The sequence below is a fragment of the Rubinisphaera margarita genome (genome assembly GCF_022267515.1).
Lineage (GTDB): Bacteria > Planctomycetota > Planctomycetia > Planctomycetales > Planctomycetaceae > Rubinisphaera > Rubinisphaera margarita.
Map to the genome: position 1 here is coordinate 1 of NZ_JAKFGB010000018.1, position 21,918 is coordinate 21,918.

Below are 21,918 nucleotides of genomic sequence, written 5' to 3' on the forward strand. Positions count from 1 at the left end.
TAATGAGACAGTCGTTGAGTGGCAGAAAACCCTCTGACCAATAGATCCCACATTCCGAGCAACAGGAAGCGGGTGTGGCAGGTGTTTCGATCTGTGTCGTCTGAACCGGAGATTTCCACAAGTCATCCACGTGGACCACTCGACTCTGGTTACCGGCCTCTTGTGACTGCGTCCCCCCAGACGCACGCGTCTGGGCCATCGCGTTGGGTTCGAGTTTCCGCAGGTGCATCCTTCCGCTCAGGAGTCCGCCGCGGACTGTTCCGTTTCGTTGGGGAAGTTGGTCACGGCCTGCTTTTTCATTCTGCGAAGGAGCCCATGCATCGCTTCGGCGTCGTGACCGTGCAGCATCAGGCGGAAGGCCGTCGACAGAATGGAGTCGGGAATCATCGGATGTCGGTTGTTGACGAGTGCCGACATCTCTGGCTTGCCGAGGACACGGGCGAGATACAGAGCGATTGTCTGGTCGAGCTGCAGCGAATTACTGGCGCGCCAGAAATCGGAATCGGTCAGGAACAGCGCATACATCGGCGTGTACACTTCGAGAGCCGTGCTGAGATCGATGAAGTTGTGCCAGCGATTGGGCAGCTTGTCGATGTCGATGCCGAAACCATCTTCCGAGATGCAATCGAACGTCAACTGATCGGCGGCGACGATTTCCTGCTGATGCGAATTCAGCTGATCGTTGAGCTCGATCACGAAGTTGTAGATGTTGAGATCGTGGATCAGGAACGTATCGTCGATCAGATCTTCCAGCGTGTTCGGTTTGAGCGGCTTCGTGGAACTGATGCTGATTCCGGGAACGTTTGTCTCAATGAATTTCAGGTTTTCACTGCCGATGTTGAAGTGCCTGAGAATCAGATAGTTGGCTTCCGGTGTGACGAACCACTTCAGTCCGTAGTAAATCATGTGGTGCAACAGCCAGCTGGAGTTGGGCCAGTACGGACTGATCACCTTGAAAAGTTTGACAAACGCCAGTGCCAGACGCGATAGCGGCATCAGAATCGGGAACACGAATCGCCGACTCCACGATGCCGTCGTCTTCAGCAGAGCCTTCTTGACGCTGTCGTCGAGATAGCTGTTGCTGTCGAGATAGAGTGCGAGCCAGGGATTGGGATTATCGGCTCGATTTTGCCGAGCTTCCAGGAGCACAGGTTCCACGATGCAGTTCCTTTTTACTCGAGTTCTTCGAGTTGCAGGCGATAGAGTCGGGCGACGACTTTCGCGATGGTCACGGTTCGCTCTGCCGTTGCTTCCGTCAGCCAATCGTTCAACGTTAACAGTTCATGGAACTCTTCCATGTGCGAGGGATCATTCTCGCCATGATACAGCAGGAACTTCACCTGATCCGCGTCCAGCTGCAACTGCTCCTTGATCGCCCTGCCCCATTGTGAGGCTTTGTGCTGGCCAAGCCCTTCGATGATGAACATCGCCCCCAGCAACGGCAACGGATTAGGCTGTGATGCCTGATGATACATGTAAGCCGAGAATGCCTCAGAGCCAATGTTCTTGCTGGCCGCCTGAATCTCTTCCAGCGTCCCGCCGACGGAAAGAAAATCCTGTTCGAGGAGTTCATAATCGCGATGTTCAGTGACGGCATGCAGCAGCAACCGCGATCGGAACTCAGCGAACGGTGGCGTCATCGATGACGCCGCTCTGCTGATCCAGCCGGAGCCCTCAATCACCTGTTGCCGCAGGTTGAGCAGCAGCGTGCGATAGTCCTCGAGACGAAACTTCTTCCGCTGCAGCTTCTCGATGATCGGCACCTGATTCAGCTGCGAATCAAAGTTGCTCCAGACAATCAACAGGTCCTGTAAAACCGCTTCAGCCAGTTGTGACACAATCTCAACCTTTATCGTGAATGGTCGCTCAAATAACAGTTAACTGCATAAATGAAACGATCGCCCGCCCGCTTTCGGGAACCGCGCACAATAGCCGCTGCCCGGGTACGAGACGTCCTTCATTCAAGAGTTCTTCCAGCATCAGCAGCAGAGACGCCGAGCCGGTGTTCCCGCGTGTGTAGAGATTATTAAACCATCGCTCTTCAGGAATCATGCAGCCGGCTTTCTTCATGAGCGGAACCAGCTGCTTTCGCAGACCATGCGTGGAGTAGTGACAGAGAAACAGATCGATTTCGTCGACGCGAATCAGTCCTTCTCGAATCAGCGTGACGTAAGCATTCACCCACACCGGCAGCATCTGCTCCAGCAGGTCGAAGTCCTGCCAGAGGAAGAACGCTCCCTGTCGAATAGCGTCATCAAGAGTCGCGTGAAGGTTCCACGGCTGTGGACTCTCGCTGAACTGCCTCAGCGGTTTTCCGGCGACCATGCAGGCATCGAACCGGTCGGCGAAGGATCGAAGCCGGATCCAGTCAATCCTCAGACTGCGGCCATGTGAATTCGGTTTCGCTTCGAGAATGGCGGCTCCTGCTCCATCCGAGAGAGTCCACCGGAGATACTCCGCCGCCAGCGGGAGTCCCTCATCGGCGTTCAGAGCAACGGTTCCTTCGTAATGCCCGGGGCGGAAAAAGCGACTGGCAAACTCACCTGCGGTGACAGCCGCCGTCGTATGTTCTCCCGACTGGATCTGAAGCAGGGCGTACTTCAGGGCCATCATGCTGCTGGCACAAACACTCTGGAAACTGGCCACCTCCAGCGGGGGCAACCGGCTTTCCGCGTGAACCATGCTCCCGATACCCGGCAAGAGCACATCGTTCTGAGAAGTGCCGCACGCCAGGAACGAGAGATCTCGCGGAACGATCTCCGACTGCCGCAGAGCATCTTCCAATGCCGTGTGCTGCAGGCGGGCTACCGTCCAATTCGTCGAGCCATCCGGCTGGATCGCATAGTGCCGCTGCTGAATCTGGTTGTGCCGTAAGGCGATTTTGCCGAGCCTAGAGGGACGCCCGCGGATGCGACCGATGTAGTCTTCCATCTCAGAATTGGAAACCGGATGCCCCGGAAGGCATTTGCCGAGAGCGTTGATATAGACAGAATCCGGCATTCAATCATTCCGCACGTCGTAAATTCGCAGGGGCTTTTCTGGCGATGCTATCCTAGTGGAAGCAACCGGGATTAACCATACGTCCAGGATCATCTGCGTTCAGGCAGCACCAACAAAAAAGCCGCCCTCGTTTCCGAAGGCGGCTTTGCGGGACAGGCAGCGGTCCCGGTTATCGATTAGTCGCGGTAGGAGTAGTACTTGATCTCGCCGCGGCAGCGATCCAGGTCGGCGTGGATCGTGAAGATTCCTCGGCCGCGGACGTCCTTGACTCGCAGGTCAGCATGATGCCCGGCTCGGCGAAGTGCTCGTTCATAGTCGCCTGAGTCGTGCAGATGGTAGCCGTCGATGCTGACGATCACGTCCCCTTCTTCCAAGCCGATTCGCCAGGCTTCGGAGCCTTTGACCACACCCTTCACAACCATGCCGTAGCAGGTCTGCTTGCCGTAGAAGCCGAGTTTAGGCACGTCGTCGTGATGATGATGATCGACATCCGGCTTCACCAGATAGAGTCGCTCACCAGCCTGAACCGAGACAGCGGAGAAGGAGATCGCGGCGACAGCAACGAACAGTTTGGCAGCATTGGAAAGCGTCATGGTTTCGTCCCTTTGTCTTATTGTTTTGAAGGTGGATTTCAGTGTTGTGTTGTTGAACTCCTGATGTATTACAGGGCGAAATCCAACGCGTTCACGGGACGGCCAATGGCCTTCAATCGGAAAGGATTTTGTAAATTGTGCAAAGCGACAGGCGGAAAGTCGGGGTTCCGCAGGGCGGGCCAGGAGCACGAAACACCGCAACCACTTACCGAAAAGCCACTTACGACTTCCCAACAGGCAGCCACTGATTGTAAGAGGCTGTCAAGAGGAATGTCTGAGTGAACTCCCGTTGAGTCGGTTCGGGGATCGCTGTTAATCTCCGCCCGTTTCATTCCCAGACTTTTTGCGCGCACCGACGCCCTCCCTGACGGAGATGCCGTGATGTTTTCATTCCGTATCCTTCTGGTCGTGCTGGTACTGGTCTCCGGACTGGTCGCCTTCGGCTGCCGCTCCACGCCCGTAAGCAACCGCAAGCAACTGGTCCTGATTCCAGAGCATCACGAGGTTCAACTCGGCATGCAGGCCTACGAAGAGATTCTGGCCGAAGAGAAGGTCTCGACGAATCAGCATTACATCGAGATGGTCAATCGGGTCGGGAAACGTATTGCCGAGGCTTCGGGCCACGATGAATACCTGTGGGAATTCCGGGTCATCGATTCCCCGACCGCGAATGCGTTCGCACTCCCCGGGGGCAAGGTCGCCATTTATGAGGGGATCCTGCCGATCTGCGAGAATGAAGCCGGTCTGGCCGTGGTGATGTCTCACGAAGTTGCGCACGCGATCGCCCGACATGGTGGCGAACGAATGACACAACAGGGCGCGGTCACAGCCGCAGGCAAAGTCATCGACTTCTATTCGAAGGATCGCGAGAAGAAGGAACAGGAACGCGTGCGGGCCATTTTCGGAGCCGCCTCTCAATATGGATACATTCTCCCCTACAGCCGGAAGCATGAAACGGAAGCGGACGAAATCGGCCTGATCCTGATGTCCCGAGCCGGCTACGATCCTCGCGAAGCCCCGCGATTCTGGAAACGGTTCGGACAACTGAACTCGGAGAAGCCCCCGGAATTCATGTCGACGCACCCGTCCGACGAGCGGCGAGCCGCCGATCTCGAGGCGATGCTGCCCGAAGCACTGGCGGAGTATGAACAGGCTCCCGAACAGTTCGCTCTGGGCAAGCCGATCTTCAGCACGGGAAACCTAGCCGGGAAACCACCCGCCGGGGACTCCAAGATCGTTCCTGCCGCTGCTCTGCAGGGTCCGGAAACGGATGATCCGTTCTTCTCTCAACCGTAATCTGCCCGTTCACCCCCGCTTCTCCACAGTTGAGGGGATACGCCACAGCGGATAGAGTTGACGCGTCGTGAGAACCGTGGACACGGTCCGTTCCGCGTTCGCTCCTCATCACGCTGGCTCGAAAGGTCGTCTTGGAACATCTCATTCCTCATCACTGGTTCGTCGAGGCCAATTCGATCCTGCTGCTGATCTACGCCATCGGCGGTCTGTACTTCCTGCGGATGGGAGCGGAGTGGCTGGTCGAAGGCGCCTCCGCTCTGGCCTATCGGATCGGGATGCCCGAAGTCGTTGTCGGTGCCACGATTGTCTCGCTGGGCACCACGACGCCGGAATGCGCCGTCTCGGTCCTGGCGGCCTGGAATGGCAACGCCGGTCTGGCGCTCGGCAATGCCATTGGCTCGGTAATCTGCGATTCCGCCCTGATTTTCGGCCTTGGCTGCATACTCGTTCGCCTGCCTGCCGACAAATACATTCTTTCCCGGCAGGGCTGGGTGCAGTTTGGTTCGGCGGCTCTGCTTTCGGCCATCTGTTACTTCATGTACTTTCGCGATGGCGACGCTGCCCGGATTACACGGCCCGTCGGAATCGGCCTGTTGGTTCTGCTGGGCGTCTATATGATCTTTTCCGTGAAATGGTCGCGGCGACATCCCATGGAAACCACCGCCCGTGTTTCCGAGAACATCGCCGAACATGTCGAACCCAATGAAGAGGTTCATGTCGCCGACGAACATGTGACGGAGAAAGGCGTGCCGGCCCTGATCGGCATGATGCTCGCCGGACTGGTGGTTGTCATTTTCTCCGGTCACTTCGCCATTGAATCGGTCTCCGAACTGGCTGTGCGCATCGGCATCCCGCAGCTCGTCATCGCCGCGACGCTGGTGGCACTCGGAACCTCGCTGCCGGAACTGGTGGTCGGATACACGGCCATTCGTCGCGGTCATCCCGAGCTGCTGGTGGGGAATGTGCTGGGAGCCGACATTCTGAACATTCTGTTCGTGACCGGGGCGGCTGCCGCTGCGGCTCCGCTGCCGATTGTCGAGGCGGGTGCCAAGCTGCCGGATATCTTTCTGAGACTGCATCTGCCTGCCATGATGCTGATCCTGGTTTACTTCCGCGCCTGTATTTTCCGGGCCACCCGCGTCGGCCATTTCAGCCGGTGGATGGGGATCCCGTTACTGATCATGTACGTCGGGTATACGGTGTCCCAGTTCGTTGTGAGTCTGTAAGACGGACTCCGACTCTTCCCGGGAGATCACCGCGGTGTTGCCGCCGACCCTGCCCGTCCCGCAGGAATAGAAACGATTCCAACAAGGAGAAACGATCGAGATGGAGATTCGCGCTGCTCAGGAGCTTTCGTCGGATGAGAAACTCGATGGTCTCGTGCTGTTCATCAGCAACGGGTCGACTTCCGCGGTCCCCCAGCAATTGGCCGAAGCGGTCGAACAGCTGTTGCCCCGCCTCCTCGAATCGGACGACATGCCGAAGAAGGCAGGTGAAACCCGCCTGCTCTATGGTCAGGCCGCTCCGCTGCCGGCTCGAGTTCTGCTCGTCGGCATGGGGAAAGCCGACGCCAGCGTCGACAACGAAGCCAGCCGTTTCAAAGCCTTCTGCACAGCCGCCCGGGCCCTCTGCGATAAAGCCGATCGAAATATTGCCTGGGTTCTCCCGGGCGTGGAAAACTCCCAGGTCGATCAGCAGCGTCAGCTCGAACTCGCCGCCGCGGCGATCGAAGTCGGCGTGCTCACACAGGGAGTTTACCAGCAGGAAAAGAAGAAGTTCCCGTACCAGTCTGTCCAGCTGCTCAACGCTGGCGACAACGCCGATCAGGCGGTCGCCAACGGACGAATTCTGGGACAGTCGATCAACATCACTCGCGACCTGATCAACCGCTGCGCAAGCGAAGTCACGCCGACCACTTTCGCCGATCGAGCCGCGTCCCTCGCCGGAGAAGTTGGACTGACCTGTCAGATCTTCGACGAAGCTCAGCTGCAGAAGGAAAAGATGGGATCGATGCTGGCGGTCGCAAAGGGGTCCGACCAGCCGCCGCGCATGGTGAAACTCGAATACAAGGGCGCCGGAGATGCCCCCTTCATCTCGCTGATCGGTAAAGGCGTGACCTACGACAGCGGCGGACTGTCTATCAAACCGAGCGACAGCATGAAGACGATGAAGTCGGACATGTCGGGAGCCGCCACCGTGCTCGGCATTATGCACGCGGTTGCCGCTCTGAAGCTGCCGATCAATGTTCGCGGTTACTGCGGCCTCGTCGAAAACATGATCAGCGGTCGTTCGTATCGCGTTGGTGATATCCTGACCGCCCGCAACGGCACGACCATCGAAGTCCTCAACACCGATGCCGAGGGGCGTCTCGTCCTGGCCGATGTTCTCAGCTATGCCGTCGATGATGGTTGCGAAAAGATGATCGACTTCGCCACGCTGACCGGCTCCTGCGTCGTCGCACTCGGCGAAGATTATTCGGGCCTCTTCACCAACTCCCAGGACTGGTGCGACGAACTCGTTCAGGCCGCCGAAACGACCGGGGAAAAGGTCTGGCAGTTGCCGATGTGCGACTCGTTCAACGATCAGCTCAAGTCCGACGTCGCCGACTGCCGCAACGTCGGTGCCCGCTGGGGCGGAGCGATCACCGCGGCCAAGTTCCTGGAAAAGTTCGTCAGCGAAACGCCGTGGATTCACTGCGACATCGCCGGCCCGGCCTTCCGCTCGGAAAGCAAACCGGAACGCGACGGCGGCGCCACTGGCGTTCTGCTGAGAACCGTCCTCGAACTCCTGAAAAAGCGAACCGCCTGACGTTGTCGACGGTCCTGATAAAGTTGTCGCGATTTGGCCACCGATTAATGTCAGGCCATTGATGTTCCTTCGCCCCCTCCAGAGGGAGCGGCTTGATATCTCTGCCAGGTGCAGAAGGGCGGATGAGGGGGCGATCAACCAGCGACGTTCTTTTCCAAAATGAACCCAGCGGCCTGTGAAGCATGCCACCCGCATTTCCCCCTCACCCTAGCCCTCTCCCCCAAGGGGGCGAGGGAACTGTTGATGACCTACACCTATGAACCATCCCAACCCGAAGCGTGAGCGAGGGCCTTCTCTCAGGTCCTCAATGACGTTACGGGTTATGAAGCCGAACTTTCCGATCAGGAACAACAGCGATGAGTGAGAACTGGATTTCTGACCGGATGCGGAATATCGATGCGTCCGGGATTCGCAAGGTCTTCGACCTCGCCGCGACGATGACCGACCCGATCAACCTCAGCATCGGGCAGCCGCATTTCGACACGCCCGAGCCGATCCGGGAGGCGTTTCATCAGGCCATTGAAAGCGGCCGGAACGCCTACAGTCAGACGCAGGGCATCAAGCCGCTGATCGACCGGATTCAGGCTGATGTCGATCGCGAATACGGACAGGACGACCGCAAGGCGTTCATCACCAGCGGCACCAGTGGCGGGCTGATGCTGGCCCTCTGCACGCTGGTCAACCCGGGTGACGAAGTGATCGTCTTCGATCCCTGGTTCGTAATGTACAAGCATCTGACGACCCTCGCCGGCGGCAAAGTCGTCCAGATCGATACCTATCCCGACTTCAAGATCGACATCGACAAAGTCGCCGCGGCGATCACCGACCGCACCAAGGTCATCCTCTTCAACAGCCCGAGCAACCCGACGGGAGCCGTCGCCAGCCCGGAAGAAGTGCAGGGACTGGCCGAACTGGCGATGAAACACGACATCGCCCTGATCAGCGACGAGATCTACCGCACCTTCTGTTACGACGACAACTTCTGCAGCCCGGTCGAATACAACCCGCAGACGATCGTCATCGACGGCTTCAGCAAATCGCACTCGATGACTGGTCACCGCGTCGGCATCTGCCACGGCCCGCAGCACATCGTGCAGCAGATGCTCAAACTGCAGCAGTTTACGTTTGTCTGCTCGCCGCATCCCGCTCAATGGGCCGCGCTGGCCGCCTGCGATGTCGACATGACAAACGAAGTCAACGACTACCGCGGCAAACGGGACTACATGCTCGACCAGCTGAAGGATTACGAGATCCACGGAGCCGGCGGAGCCTTCTATCTGTTCGTGAAAGCCCCCTGGGGGACCGGCACGGAATTCGTGAAAGAAGCGATTGCCCGCAACCTGCTCATCATTCCCGGCAATGTCTTCAGCAGCAAAGACACCCACTTCCGAGTTTCGTATGCCGCGACGGAACAAACGCTCGAACGCGGAGCCAAGGTGCTGAAAGACCTGCTCCACGCCCGTTGAGACGGGACTCCCTCGTCGCGGCTGAATTCAGCCATGTCGGCGGGGATACGCGAAGCCGTATCCCTGCAGCCTTAAGGTCAGATTGACGTTGAACAAGATGGTGGGTGGCCCGTCCGGCCCGGACGGGTGACGAAGTCACAAGAGGCCCCGCCATCGTCGAGGATTCTTCCTGTGACGAACGATTCCAGAACAAAGGACGCGGATGGCGCGTCCTCTTGTCGCTAACGCGACCCGCCCGTCGTGGCGGACGGGCCACTCTGCGTGTCTTACGTGACCACGGCCGATTCGGTCGGGGTTTCTTCCTTCGGTTTTCGGAAGGCGGCGATGCAGGCTCCGATGAGCAGGAGCATGGCCAGCCAGCCGGAGCCGCTGGGGAGGATGACGAACAGGGCGAGTCCCATCAGGATCAGCACGCCGCTGACCGGACGTCTGCGGGCGGCTGGGTCGGAAGCTCGGACGCTCACGATGACCAGGGCGACGATCAGTCCACTGCAGAGGACCAGCCAGCCCCAGCCGAGGAGCGTGCCGACCCGTTCAGATGACTGGACTCGAATCGTCAGTTGAGGATCACCGCCGACTTTGGAGAAGACGGTTGTCTGTCCATAGACGGGCAATGCGATCGGCAGAGACAGCCCGATCACCGCTTCGCCACGACTTGGAACCGCCTGCTCGGCAAGGCGTTCCATGCCGAACGCTCCTCCCATACCCATCTCCGGAGCCCTTTCATCGGTGATCTCCGGTACAACGGCGAAATCCGAAAATGAATAGGTAAGGCCGAGATCTTCAGTACGCGATTGCGGAACAGCGAAGCGTTTCAGCTGTTCCCGTTCGGACTTCGACTCTCCTGGAGCGGCCCCTTTCGAGACCCCGCTTCTCCGTCCCATACTCTGCTGATTCTGTTCGATCACAATCGAATTCTGGCGCACACTTTCCTCGAGCAGCATTCGACGGTTCAACTCCCGCTCCTGGAACTGCATCAGATCCTTGTTCTTCTTGTCGCTCACCGGTGGAGTGGCTTTCTCCAATTGGAAGTGCTGCGTGGAGAAGTTGACGGATCCATTCCGATCGAGGCCCGAGTTCACACCGCGATTCTGTTCGGCGAAACCGTTCGAGACCTGGATGTCCTGATTGCACCCGAGGACAAACAGACGCCCGAGCGATTGCGATTCCGCTCCGGAAACCGGTTCTCCCATGAGAGCCTGCTGATCGCCAAATTCGACCGGGGACGTCTCGGCTGCCTGAATCTGTTGCTGGATCGACTCGTTGACTTCGCCTTCCTGTGCGGCGTCCGCCAACCCTTTCTTGAGGCTTTCATAGTTACTGACCGCCAAGGCTCGCTGTTTATACGAGTACGCCTTGCTGCGGGCGATTTCGGCGAGTTCGGAAAGTTCCTGAAGGCGGTTGTAAACGCGGACATCGCTCACCGCCCGGCTCTCGGCGGTGCCCATGTTTGTGGCGGCTCCTTCGACGGCTGTCACAATGTAATCATCCGGCGTACTCACGCGCCAGACCGTATAGAGCACCGGCACGCCAAATTCCGACGACGTGTCCCGGGAAAGGATGTCCGGCCGCTTCAACTCCAGCGCCCGCCCCCACCACGCCGCACCGAGGCCGGCGTCGAGTGCTCCCTGAGTCACCAGTCGAACTTCATAGGCGAGATTCGCAGCCCCACCCGGCGGCAACGGAACGAGGTGAAGTTCCTGTCCTTCAACCGTTCGGCGGACGGCTCGAGCCGCCTGATTATTCACCAGCACCGAGAGAAGCTGCTCCCCTTCGGGAAGCATCACCGGGAGAAACTGGCGGCGACGATTTTTCACTGTATACGTCACCTGGGTCCGATAGGTGCCCGGTCGATCGATCACGGTTGTCAGCTCGGCGAAGAAGATTGTCGCGGCGGGTGACTCCTGCTCTTCGAGCGGCTTGAGTTCCCAACTGGGAACCACAGCCGGTGTCACGCGGATGATCTCCATCGCCCGTTGAACGAGGGAATCGGGAACCTGCAGAGGAAGTTCGTTTCGAGAAACAAGATAGGCGTCGTGCTGCGAGATGGGCTCCAGCGTCTGCTGACCGAGATTGACCAGAACGGCGTAGTTGCCTTGAATGTCGAGTTCCGGCGACTCCCCTTCCCCGTCGGCCGCACCCGCGATAAAGCGAATCAGCGGAGTGCGGACCGTTTGATCGGCGGGATAAGGCAGCGAAATGACCGCACTGGCGAAGAACGCGGAGCTTTGCGGCGTCCTTGTTTCAATGATCCACCGCGTCCGCTGGTCATCCACCTTTTCGGTGCGTATCTGTCGGATCCCATCGGATTCAAACTCGATTCGCTCCTGCATCCACGTCGGCCCGACGAAGGCAAAACGATCGGTGCCGGCTTTGGAGATCTTCCATTGCAACGAGATTCCATAATCGATTGAGACATCGGTGACCGCGATCACCGTGACCGAGCTGGCTTTCAGTTGCGCATCCTCCCGGGTCAGACGAATCGTCACCGGAGTGGAGTCGACGCGTGACTGAAAGAAGCCGATCCGCAACGGAAACTGTGCCACCGACCGCATGACATCCGGCAGCTTCTCGGCAGCCAGCGTCTGCGCGGAACCGGCGTCGGTCACGATGACGCCAAACGCCGCCGACGCCCCCACGCCGAGATACTCGCGGGAGGTGGTTGCTCCGCTCATCCGCAATCCCTGCAGTTCCAGCTGACTCGTCTCGTTCAACTCCTGTTGAATGAATCCGCGAACGGCGACGCGAATCTTGCCCTGCTGCGGACTTGAGAAAAGTACGGTCAATGTTTCAGACTCATTCGGACCGGCAGCCGTGTGGAACCAGTCCTGAATCGCCTGTCCCTGCACCTCGACAACCTGCATTCCGGCTGGCAGGGCGACATCGATCGACAAGCGTGGCTCCCCTTTCAGCACGGCATCCAGAACCGTGGCCACCTGTGTTTTATGAGGCTGCAGATCGAGCAGCGTGTAATGGGTGACATCGGCCTGCGTCGGTTCCCGGCGGATCTCGAGAGTGATCTCCTGAGGGCGTCCAGAGAAACGATAGACACGTTCGATCGTGGAAATCGTCCGGAGATTATCGATCGGCTTGAACTGCTCCACGCCCAGCTGTCGCACACCCTGGGTCGACGAGACGACAACATCGAGCAACGGTTCCCAGCCGACCGCCCAGGTTCCGATTTCTCTCGTCACCCCCTGAGGGATGACATCGGGACAGACAAACTGTTGACGCTCAGTCGACACGCTCAACGGAGCGAACAGCGACATGGCGATTGTCGTGCTGTCTTCGACCGAACGCTTGAGCAAAACCCGCAGTCGGCCGTCGGCCTGTTTCTGCCAGCCGGCGAGATCCTGACCCGAAAGCGATTTCAAAGCGACCGAAGCAGGCAGTTCAAAAAGAACTTCGGAGAAGCTCCCCTGGGCGATCTGAAACTTGAAGGCATACCGCAGTTCTACCCCGACTTCTCGCACCAGAACCTGTCGCGTCGATTCGCTCGAAAGGAACTGCAGTTGAGCGGAAGAAACCTTCGGCTGCCAGGAAAGGCGATACTCGCCCCCTTCCGCAACGGCGAACTCGGCGTAAGTGGTACCGTCCCGTTCCACGAGTTCGTACGGCACTTCCCCGTCGTTGACCCGCAGTTGCACATCGGCAGCCGGTAAGGCAAAGGACATTGACCCCGCAGCGACCGGGTCCAGCCTGACACTGAACTGACCCGCGCTGCCGATCGCGCTGGCGGGGATCAGGAAGTTGACGTCGACAAGGTGCAGTCCTTTGCTGCCGACGAGCACATTCGTGCTGACGCCCGCGTCCGTGGAAGCAGTCACCGGTTTGCCGTTCACTTCGATCGACTGCAGCAACAGCGGTGCGATCGGAAGCGGCACGAGTTGCGGCTGATCACGATAGCTGCGCACAACATAGCGGGCCTGCATGGAAACGGCCTGACGGGATGCGGGCTCTCCGTCTCCCGGGGGTTGAACACGAACCACGTACGAGGCTTCGCTGACCTGATGATCCAACGGAGCCGGTTCGGCGAAATCGTCTGTATGAGTCGCCCGCCACAGATCCAGATAGTGATCCTTCGGCACGAACACACGCTGAGCCGCCAGAGGCGAAGTCCCCTGAGCGTACGGAAAGACGAGCGGAATCTTCTCAGCCTGAACCGAATCTGCTTTCGGAACGGCGAGTTGAGCGGCTGGCACTTTGTCTTCGGCGTAGCTGCCCGAACAGAACAGCAACAGTCCGAGTCCGGCAGCGGCGGAAGCAGGACTGAGTTTCGCGAAGAACCGCCCACACGTCCGACATCCCCGGGCGATCAGCAGCACCGTGGTCCGGAGCATCCAACCGAACAACCCGATCCAGGTTCCGATCAATACCCCCTCCAGCACCGGGTCAAATAGCCGCGGCGTGACTCCGATGAGAGCCAGCGGGATTCCGAAGAGGATCACACTAACCAACAACCGTTTCGCCCAACTGAGCTCTCGCATCAGCCAGCAGACCAACGCCACAATCGCGGCGACCAGCCAGCGGGAATGCCAGACGAGTTCTTCGGACAACACTCGGACACGCACATTCTCCGGAACGCGGAATGTCTGCAGATGAGTCGTCCTCAAGCCTTCGGGAATCTGCAATCCGACAGCCAGAGACATCAGCCCATCCAACGGCTTCCCTGCTTGAGGGGCTTGAACCCGTTGAGGCAGGTCAGCCTGCCCGGCAAGATTAGCGGCCAGTTCGTCGACCTGACGTGCTTCGGAACTGGAATTACTCTGTTGAGCCGGCTCCGTTGTCGCTGCAAAAGGATTCGCAGGCGCGTCAGGAGCCGACTGTGGCTTCGCCAGTTGCAGTTCGACGCCGTTTGCTGCCCCATCGTTGCCGCCACCGACACTGAGGGTATCCAGTGACTGGATCGTCGCTGGCAGTGGTTGCCCATTATTATTCTCAAAATCACCGAGCAGATAACGGTCGTCGGCCGGGGTCGCTTCAAGACCTTCCATCGTCATCTGTTCGGCTCCAGCGGGGTTGAGGATTCGCGCAGATCGACGAGCGGACTGTCCGCCGAGAAGCAGAAAGATCGGCAGCACGATGACCAACACGAGAAGAGCGACGATGGAGACGCTGTAGCCGAAGTGATTCCGCAGCAACGTCAATCCCGCCACGACGCCAACGACCACCAGACCGATAAGCAGATTCGTGATCAAGGTCGACCAGGTGAGCGTCTGCAATCGTTCCCAGACCCGTTCCAGCCAGGTCGAGCGGCGAGGTTGTGAGATCAATTCCACGTTCTCATCGACCGGCATCAGCACCGTGTCGACGGCGTGATGAACCTTCCAGTCGGTCTGCATGATCGGCAGCGACATGGTCTCGCTCTGACCGATGTCGACACGAAACTCGGGAACGTCGAGTCGTTCGGTCCAGGTTCCGGTTGTCGTCGCGGCTGGTCGACGATAAAGCAGGCGAATGGCCCGCGGGGTCCCGTCCGTTCCGGTTGCTGGCAGAGGCACGATGAATCCCTGAGTAAGTTTGCGGACTGTCATCGGTGTTCCATCAACGGTTGCCGACCAAAGCACCGCCCCTTCCGGCAATGCTACCAGCAGACTCTGCACACCGGCTGCCAGGAGAGTCAGCTGCGCCTGCTGTTGAATGTGGGAATCGTTCACGAGCAGCGTATCGATCAACAACTGTTGACCGACAGCGCGAGGCACGGCGTGAGCGGTGAACTCGTCCAGCGTGAACTCGATCGTCGCATCCGGTTCGATCAGGTGATAGCCGGTGACAACCCGCTTCGTACCCACTTCCGCTGGCATCGGCAGATCCGTCGGGTCAATCGGCGAGACCGCCGTGCCCCGCTGGGACGTGGCCGTGACATCGACGTACTGTTCTTCATCCGCCAGAAACGCCACATACTGTTCCTGGAGTTCCGCCTGTTTGAACTGCAGAAGAGGCACCGACATCGACTCGGCGTCTTCGCGAGGCAGCACGAGTTGCAGTGACAGCCGAATTGTCCCCGTCACATAACGATCAAACGTCAGGTCCCAGACGGTTTTCTCATCGACTTCCCGCTGTCGCTGGCGGGAGATCCGCGCGTCTCCCGAAATCTGAAACTCTCCTTTCACCGGGATCAGAGCCGGCAGTTCAATCTGCAGTTCCCTGAGACCTCCCCCGCTGATGTCGAGTTCCACGCGATGCCCGAAGGCTATCGACTGCTCATCGGCATCGACGGTCGTCAGCTTCATCACATTGAAACGAGACGGCTTGCGTTGAACTTCGATGCGGCCGTCGATTTCGGCATTCTGATAGCGATAGGAGAACAACTCTTCCGGTGTCCCCAGGAACACGGGATCCATGCCGGTGATCTCCTGCGGCACGACCTCAAGCCGCGGGCTTCCGGCAACGGTGTAAGCGCCTTCCAGAATCTGAACATTGTCCAGATTGATTTCCGGAAGTGAGAACGTCATCCCTCCGCCATCTTCCCCTTCGACGCGCGACTGACGAACCAGTATGGAAATCGATCGTTTCTGCCCCGCAGCCAGCGGAGGATTCAGGGGAATCCGAATCCGCGCCCCGCCTTCTCCTCGGGAGACGTATTGCCATTCGATGGGAGCGGCATCCTGTTGAACCAGATCGACCGTCCAGCCTTCGGGCAGATCGGCCTGGACTTCGTAAAGCGGAGCAAACAGCGACTGCAGCGTAAAGGCGGCGAGCAGGCTCATCTCCAGTTCCTGCAGATCAAGCCGCTGCGAGACGGCGGCCTGAACTTCCCCAGTTGTTTCATCGACGGCCAGTCGAAACACGAAATCGGACTGCCACCAGTCGTAGAACCGCATTGGCCCCTGCGGAGTGAATCCCTCCATCGCTTTCCAGTTCCGTGTTGCCGGTCGAATGCCCTCCATGGCGAGAGTCTTCACACGAATCTCTCCCGGAGAGGAAATGCTCAATCCGCCGGTATGTGTGGTCGCTCCCTTCAACTGCAAAGTAGCGACTGTCCACTCTTCGTTCTCGGTCGCGAGCTGAATGCCGCGCATCGTGACACGTGTGCGTTCGGGCAGCACTTCGCGAAACGTCAGCACAACCTGAGTTCGTTGCGGGTCTTCCGGATCGTCCAGCAGTTCCCAGGCTTCCAGTCCCGTGGCGGCAACATCGGTGATCTCCAGCCGGCTGGGAACGGAGAATTCGAGCCGAGAGAACCGCTTTCCATAGGAATCGATCTGCGTCACGGTCTGCCAGTCGAGGCTGTCACGCTCGAGACCGACAGCGTACACGGTCTGGGCGAAGACGAGAGATTCGTCGAGCGACTCCTCAATGGCATCAGTCCACTGCAGCTGGGCCTGTGCCGCTCCCCCCGCGGGGAGCGTAATCGTCCGGGCATCGGCGGCTTTCTGAGATTCCTCCAGTCGATCGCCATTGAACCGCAGCCGACGACCGGCTGGGACTTCAACGGACAGGGTCGACGGCACGCCGGGGATCAGACTCAGCGTTCCGAGTTCATCGGTACCGGCTCGAACGACCGGCAGTGTCATTTCGAGCGTGAGCGTATCGGCTCCCACGAAGTCGGTGATCATGACCGGGCCCTCGCAAGGCCCCGACAGTCCAAGCGGAGCCGGTTGTCCCTTCCAGGTCGCTTTCTCCAGCGTCACCTGTCGGATCGGCAACGGAAGACACGCCCAGCCGGCGACCGACTTCGAGATCCGGCAGTTTGCCGTCACCGCGATAACGTCTCCCTGCAGGACCACTTCGTAAGCAACATGCTCGATCAGAATCTGAACCGGACGGCCTTCCGGGCCGGGGGTCGCCTGTTCGGCGTTCTGCAATAACTGCTCGAATTCGTTGCGGTCAACCAGGACGCCTGGCTCCACCTGGGACCAGTATTCGGCCAGCGCATTTTCGGGCACATAAATGCGTTCGTAGCGATCGTCTGGAAGACGTTCGGCCTCGTTATTCGGCTGAGCGACGAGACGCTGAGCCGGGGTTATCAGCAGCATCAACATCAGGAACGGAACGAGCGATTTCATACCTGCCCCTCCTGGTCCCGATGAGGGGGCTCATCGTCGTGCAGCGATCGGTCGTCGAGTTCGGCATACTCCGTTTCCGGCTCAGAGGGTCTGCAGCAATACCTCAACTGAAACAGACCGTGCACGAACCAGACGAGCAGCAGAATCACAATTCCGAACCGAGCGGAGTAGACCGCCTCTTCGACGAGGTCGGGCATAAACTGCAGAACAGCCGCCAGAATCGTCGCGGCGACCAGCAGGACCAGAATCTTATTCTCCCACGTCGACTTCACCAGCACGAGTGCGATCACGAGGAGCAGCAGCGTGAGCAGAGCAGTGACGTAGTCGCGGTTCCAGTAAGACAGCTCCAGCGACTCACTGCTGCCGACAGCGGTGTAGATGTAGGGCACACCTTCTGTCGGGAAGTTCACAGCTCCCCCGGGTGTCGCCAGCCATTTGGTCTGATCCACGTAATAGGTATCGTTCTGAATGCCTGTCGAGATCGAGGCACTGCGCGAAGCGCTGATCCGCCGGAACGGCAACTCGGCACGAACGGGAACGTATCGTTCGGGGAGCCAGACGATACACCGACTTTCCTGCACGACGGCCGCGTTCTCACTGGCGGTCAGCAATCGTGGGAGTGGGAATTCGGCCGCCCCTCGCAGTGTTGATTCGGAGAGTTCCTGTCCGGTCATCAGGTACTGCAACGTCAGCAAAAAAGGCTCATCGGAGCTCTTACTGCGACTGACATTGAGCACATAGTTCACGAGATCCGCGTCCGACGACTCTTCCCCCCGTTGCAGGACTCGCGTTTCGCCATCGATCTGCACCACCATCGGTTGCGCCGACTCGGGCAACTGGATCAGCAGTCGCTGGCGTTGGCTGCTGCGGACCTGCAGTCGCGAGCGGACCGCCACATCGGTCGAATTGCCGATGACGAATTCCGTCAGCATCCGCGAAACCACCGTGCTGACTACCTCTGCGACGTCGTAACGAGACACCGTCAACGCGAGTTGAATCGGTTCCTCGTCCTTCTGGAACGGGTAACGAAACGCCTGATGTCCGTTGGAGGGCAAACGGTTGAGTTCGCGAACGTCGATCGGCTCCAGTCCGGCACCCTCTCCCTGAACGAGAACGGACAAAGCGGGATCGGTCTGGACGACAACTTCTCCGCTCGACCGGATCAGTTCGATCTCACGACCGGCGGGCCTTGCCAGGCCGAGGGCTTTGGGGATGAGCAGCGTCTCGTTGCGAGGGGGCGTGGCCGCCGGATCGGCTTCGTTCTCCGCGGCTTCCTGTCCGGACTGCAGCGAAATGTCGTAAGTCAAACGGAACCGCTGCCAGCCGGTGGCCGGTCGCTGCGTCTGAATCAGCCAGACAACCCAGGGACTCTCCTCCTCGGCTTGTTCCGGTGTCTTCTGCTGGATGGGCACGCTCGATTTGTCCGCCGTTTCAATCTCGATCTGACTGCTGTACTCACGAGGCACGGCGATGCGGAACTGATCGACCCCGGCATATTGGACATGAAACCAGACCTCGGTGTTGACCGAGATTCCCGAAGGCTGGACCTGAACCGTGGTCGCCGCTTCTGCAGTCAACCGCGTCGGACGCCGCACGGTGCGAACCGGGATTTCGACCGGACGGGTCTGATACTTCCAGGCAGCTCGGATCTGAGTGTCGCGAAAGTGATAGTCGCCCAGTTCGCTATTAGGGATCGACTGCGCATTGCGGATCTGGCTTTCTTCGGCGGCCAGTTCGATGGCTTCAATCGTAAAGACGCCGATTCGCCCTTCCTCCTGCCGAACGCCCATTGGTTCGAACAATGGCAGGTTGTCGAGTTCAGCCGTCTCCCCCTGCAAATATCCTTCGGGCGGCGGGACGTAGCCACGGATCCCGACGGCCACATTGCCCTGGGTCCGTTCTTTCAATGCGAGAGTCAACACGCGAGACTGCTCATCGAGCTGATACTCGGCCATCTGGGCACATTCGACGTTCGTCAGCTCGAACCCTTCGGGAATCTTCAACTGCAGTTGAAACAGACCGGCCTTGGTAATGTCGTACGACAGCGACGACACCAGTTCGATCCGCTGTTCGCGGAAGACAACGAGACTGTCGAGTTTCACATCCAGAATCGGTTGAACCGGTTCGGCTTTCACCACGAGTTCGATTCGCGGCGAGAAATAACGGAAGGCGAGCTGGGCATCCGACTTCTCGCCCAGATCGGTCCGAACGAGCCCCGCCTGTTGCTGCACCACGAGATTCAGTTCTTCGCCGTGCATCAGAGCGATCTGGCCCTGTTCGCGGGTCACATCCAGACTGTGAATCCCGTGGGCGGCTCCATTCTCGCCGATCCCCGCGAGGGAAACGTTTTCTTCCGAGAGGGATCGTTCGGTGTGAATCTCCACCTCGCAACTCCCTTCAACCGGGGCGAGCAGCTTGATCTCGATGACTTGCCGCTGGTCTTCCTGAGCCACCGTCCAGCCTTCGAGACGTGTGGAACTGGTCACATCCAGGATCCGGTCTCCTTTGGGGACAGCGATCCGCATCGTCTGCAGTTCGCCACGTAAAACGCGATAACTCAATTTGGCCGAGGTATGAATCAGCCCTTCCCCCACGGTGACCTGCAACTGGTTGTTGACCGTGGTCAACAGATCCATTTCCGGGCGGTCGCTCACATCCGGGGCCCATGAAGCGATGACTCGATCAATCGCTCCGAGACTCACGGCAATGGCCGAGACATCACCTTCCGGCGGAGCGGGCAAAGGGACCTCCAGATGCCGCGGGCTGATCTGAATCTTCTGATTGGTCTTCGGCACCGTCAGTTGGAAGGTCGTGATCCCGACCGAAGGAACCGTTAATTCCAACGTCGGACCAGACGGCGATTGCTTGATCTTCTTCAACAGGCTGACCGTCACGGTGTATTCGCCGGCCGTCGGAAACAGCAGTTCGTAAGTTCCTGCTCCCGTCCCGCGCAGCAGGACGCTTTCTCCGGCGGAGGTTTTGATCTCCCCGACCGCTGCATCGCCGAAGTTGACGGGCAGAGCGGCCCATTTCTTCGCCAGCGCCCTGCACTCGAACGTCGCGGTGATCTCGGCGACTTCCCCTTTCACGGTTCCGACGTACGTCGCTCTGGAGATGACCGCAGCTGACTGTGGATCTGTTCCCTCCTGTCCCTGTTCGGCTCGGCGGACGAGATCGAGATACTCTTCGTAAGACAGGACGACTTTGGATTTCAGCCGATCGATTACATCGCTCAGCCGGTCGTACGGGATGTAAATCAGATGATCGACCGGACCTGGCTGAGCGCCCTCTTCCGCGGCGTCGTTTCCTCCAGCGGGTTGCTCAGCCGCCGCGTCGGTCGAAGCCGGTGTTTCCGGCGGCGTCTCTGAAGCCGCCTGGGCGTCCGGAGCAGGAGTTTCCTGGGCCTGCGTTACGGAACCGAGCATCACTACGCCCAGCCAGACTGCCATTAACGAAGCCAGCAGAGGCAGGAAGCAGGGCCGGGCAGGCACGCCGGAACGAACGCGGTTCCGGCAGCAATTGAAGCACGCAGACATGGGTTTTCCCGTGGATGGTCAATCGCGATGCAACGGGTCCGATCAGAACCGATCGGACTCTGGATATCAGAGATGGCACAGCCATCAGCTCGGACCGGCCCATGAGGAACCAGTCCAGCTCATTTCGTACGGCCATGATGAGCCGCGAAAGAAGTCACGCAGGATCGCACCACCCCCGACAGGCGAAACAAGGGGTAGTGCAACCTGGCTTTACCATATCCTATGACGCAGGGGAAAAGGAAATTGTTTCCGTGAATTCGCGGATTCGCGAAAACGGAGGCGATCCGGCAAGACCATCCGCGCGACGTGGACTGTCGCGATCGTTCAAGACTGCTGAGGTTTGTCGTCTTTGCGGAGGTAGTTCGGCGTGTAAATGCCCAGCCGCGCCGTCCAGTAGTTCATCATCGCCTCGAGCGTTCGCAGCCCGTAAGTCACGCTGCGGCTGAAGTTGATGCTGGAGGCTTCATCGAAATAACGAACGGGAACCGGGATGTCTCCCAGCTTGAAGCCGAAGCGAACCGTCTGCACGAGGAACTGCGTATCGAAGACGAAGTCATCGGAGTTCTTCTCGTACGGGATCGTTTCGAGCACCTTCCGCGAGTAAGCCCGGAAGCCGCTGTGGAAATCGCCGAGGTTTTGGCCCAGTGCGATGTTCTCAAAGGTCGTCAGAAAGCGATTGGCAATGTACTTGTAACGGGGCATGCCACCAGCCAGCGCTTCCGCGCGACTGCGAATGCGGGAACCGAGAATGCAGTCACAGATTCCCAGATGAATCAGTTGAGCGGCCAGCGGAACCACACGGCTGTCGTACTGGTAATCGGGATGGATCATTACAACGACATCGGCATCGCGTTCGAGCGCGGCTGCGTAACAGGTTTTCTGATTGCCGCCGTAGCCTTTGTTCTGTTCGTGCTGGATCACCGTCAGCCCGAGTTCCCGGGCGATCTCGACGGTATTGTCCTTGCTGCAGTCATCAACCAGAATGACTTCCTGCACCGTTCCCGGCGGAATGTCGTCGAGCGTTCGCTTGAGCGTTGCTGCCGCATTGTAGGCCGGCATCACGGCCACAATTTTCGGGCGAGCCGCCGGCTGCTCAAGTTGTTCCTCAGATGTCGTTTCCATGCGAGGTATCGTAGCCAGTAATTCCAGCGCTGCCGAGTGTGAAGAGGCTGGTTCTTCGCAGTGGAGCTGGTTCATCAGATTCGAACTC

At 59.0% G+C, this 21,918-nt stretch carries 11 protein-coding genes; 4 read left to right on the forward strand and 7 right to left on the reverse strand.

Annotation, left to right across the window (positions count from 1 at the left end; translation table 11 throughout):
- Window positions 1-237 precede the first annotated feature (237 nt).
- From L1A08_RS17745 to L1A08_RS17760, 4 genes are all read right to left on the reverse strand, one after another.
- Window positions 238-1,158: a DUF6999 family protein gene (locus tag L1A08_RS17745; protein ID WP_238757864.1), complete on the reverse strand. Its 921-nt coding sequence runs from the start codon at window positions 1,156-1,158 to the stop codon at window positions 238-240.
- A 14-nt stretch (window positions 1,159-1,172) separates the two neighbouring features.
- Window positions 1,173-1,838 (reverse strand): iron-containing redox enzyme family protein, encoded by a 666-nt coding sequence (locus L1A08_RS17750; protein WP_238757865.1) that lies wholly within the window; start codon window positions 1,836-1,838, stop codon window positions 1,173-1,175.
- Window positions 1,839-1,866: 28 nt separating this feature from the next.
- On the reverse strand, window positions 1,867-3,000 hold the full coding sequence (locus L1A08_RS17755) for a 3-oxoacyl-[acyl-carrier-protein] synthase III C-terminal domain-containing protein (protein WP_238757866.1): 1,134 nt from the start codon (window positions 2,998-3,000) through the stop codon (window positions 1,867-1,869).
- A 176-nt stretch (window positions 3,001-3,176) separates the two neighbouring features.
- Window positions 3,177-3,593 carry a PDZ domain-containing protein gene (locus L1A08_RS17760; protein ID WP_238757867.1) on the reverse strand — a complete coding sequence of 139 codons (417 nt, stop codon included), beginning with the start codon at window positions 3,591-3,593 and terminating at the stop codon, window positions 3,177-3,179.
- Between the two features lie 381 nt (window positions 3,594-3,974).
- Between L1A08_RS17760 and L1A08_RS17765 the strand changes: the two genes are divergently transcribed.
- The 4 genes from L1A08_RS17765 (at window position 3,975) to L1A08_RS17780 (ending at window position 9,163) form a co-directional block, all read left to right on the forward strand.
- Window positions 3,975-4,889: a M48 family metallopeptidase gene (locus L1A08_RS17765; RefSeq protein ID WP_238757868.1), complete on the forward strand. Its 915-nt coding sequence runs from the start codon at window positions 3,975-3,977 to the stop codon at window positions 4,887-4,889.
- Between the two features lie 131 nt (window positions 4,890-5,020).
- Window positions 5,021-6,115 carry a sodium:calcium antiporter gene (locus tag L1A08_RS17770; protein ID WP_238757869.1) on the forward strand — a complete coding sequence of 365 codons (1,095 nt, stop codon included), beginning with the start codon at window positions 5,021-5,023 and terminating at the stop codon, window positions 6,113-6,115.
- A 100-nt stretch (window positions 6,116-6,215) separates the two neighbouring features.
- Window positions 6,216-7,697 carry a leucyl aminopeptidase gene (locus L1A08_RS17775; RefSeq protein ID WP_238757870.1) on the forward strand — a complete coding sequence of 494 codons (1,482 nt, stop codon included), beginning with the start codon at window positions 6,216-6,218 and terminating at the stop codon, window positions 7,695-7,697.
- Window positions 7,698-8,053: 356 nt separating this feature from the next.
- A complete protein-coding gene (locus L1A08_RS17780) occupies window positions 8,054-9,163 on the forward strand; it encodes a pyridoxal phosphate-dependent aminotransferase (RefSeq protein WP_238757871.1) in 1,110 nt (369 codons plus the stop codon).
- A 266-nt stretch (window positions 9,164-9,429) separates the two neighbouring features.
- On the opposite strand, the gene L1A08_RS17785 is transcribed toward L1A08_RS17780, so the two are convergent.
- From L1A08_RS17785 to L1A08_RS17795, 3 genes are all read right to left on the reverse strand, one after another.
- A complete protein-coding gene (locus L1A08_RS17785; RefSeq protein ID WP_238757872.1) occupies window positions 9,430-17,172 on the reverse strand; it encodes a hypothetical protein in 7,743 nt (2,580 codons plus the stop codon).
- Window positions 17,169-20,708, reverse strand: a complete 3,540-nt coding sequence (locus L1A08_RS17790) for a hypothetical protein (protein WP_238757873.1) — start codon at window positions 20,706-20,708, stop codon at window positions 17,169-17,171. Before L1A08_RS17790 ends, L1A08_RS17785 begins: the two co-directional genes overlap by 4 nt.
- 324 nt (window positions 20,709-21,032) lie before the next feature.
- Complete coding sequence (locus L1A08_RS17795) at window positions 21,033-21,830, reverse strand: glycosyltransferase family 2 protein (RefSeq protein ID WP_238757874.1); 798 nt, start codon at window positions 21,828-21,830, stop codon at window positions 21,033-21,035.
- Window positions 21,831-21,918 lie beyond the last annotated feature (88 nt).

Coding starts and splice junctions, on each gene's coding strand:
- L1A08_RS17765 (WP_238757868.1), top strand. CDS start 3,975: ATGTTTTCATTCCGTATCCTTCTGGTCGTGCTGGTACTGGTCTCCGGA.
- L1A08_RS17760 (WP_238757867.1), bottom strand. CDS start 3,593: ATGACGCTTTCCAATGCTGCCAAACTGTTCGTTGCTGTCGCCGCGATC.
- L1A08_RS17775 (WP_238757870.1), top strand. CDS start 6,216: ATGGAGATTCGCGCTGCTCAGGAGCTTTCGTCGGATGAGAAACTCGAT.
- L1A08_RS17755 (WP_238757866.1), bottom strand. CDS start 3,000: ATGCCGGATTCTGTCTATATCAACGCTCTCGGCAAATGCCTTCCGGGG.
- L1A08_RS17780 (WP_238757871.1), top strand. CDS start 8,054: ATGAGTGAGAACTGGATTTCTGACCGGATGCGGAATATCGATGCGTCC.
- L1A08_RS17790 (WP_238757873.1), bottom strand. CDS start 20,708: ATGTCTGCGTGCTTCAATTGCTGCCGGAACCGCGTTCGTTCCGGCGTG.
- L1A08_RS17795 (WP_238757874.1), bottom strand. CDS start 21,830: ATGGAAACGACATCTGAGGAACAACTTGAGCAGCCGGCGGCTCGCCCG.
- L1A08_RS17785 (WP_238757872.1), bottom strand. CDS start 17,172: ATGAAATCGCTCGTTCCGTTCCTGATGTTGATGCTGCTGATAACCCCG.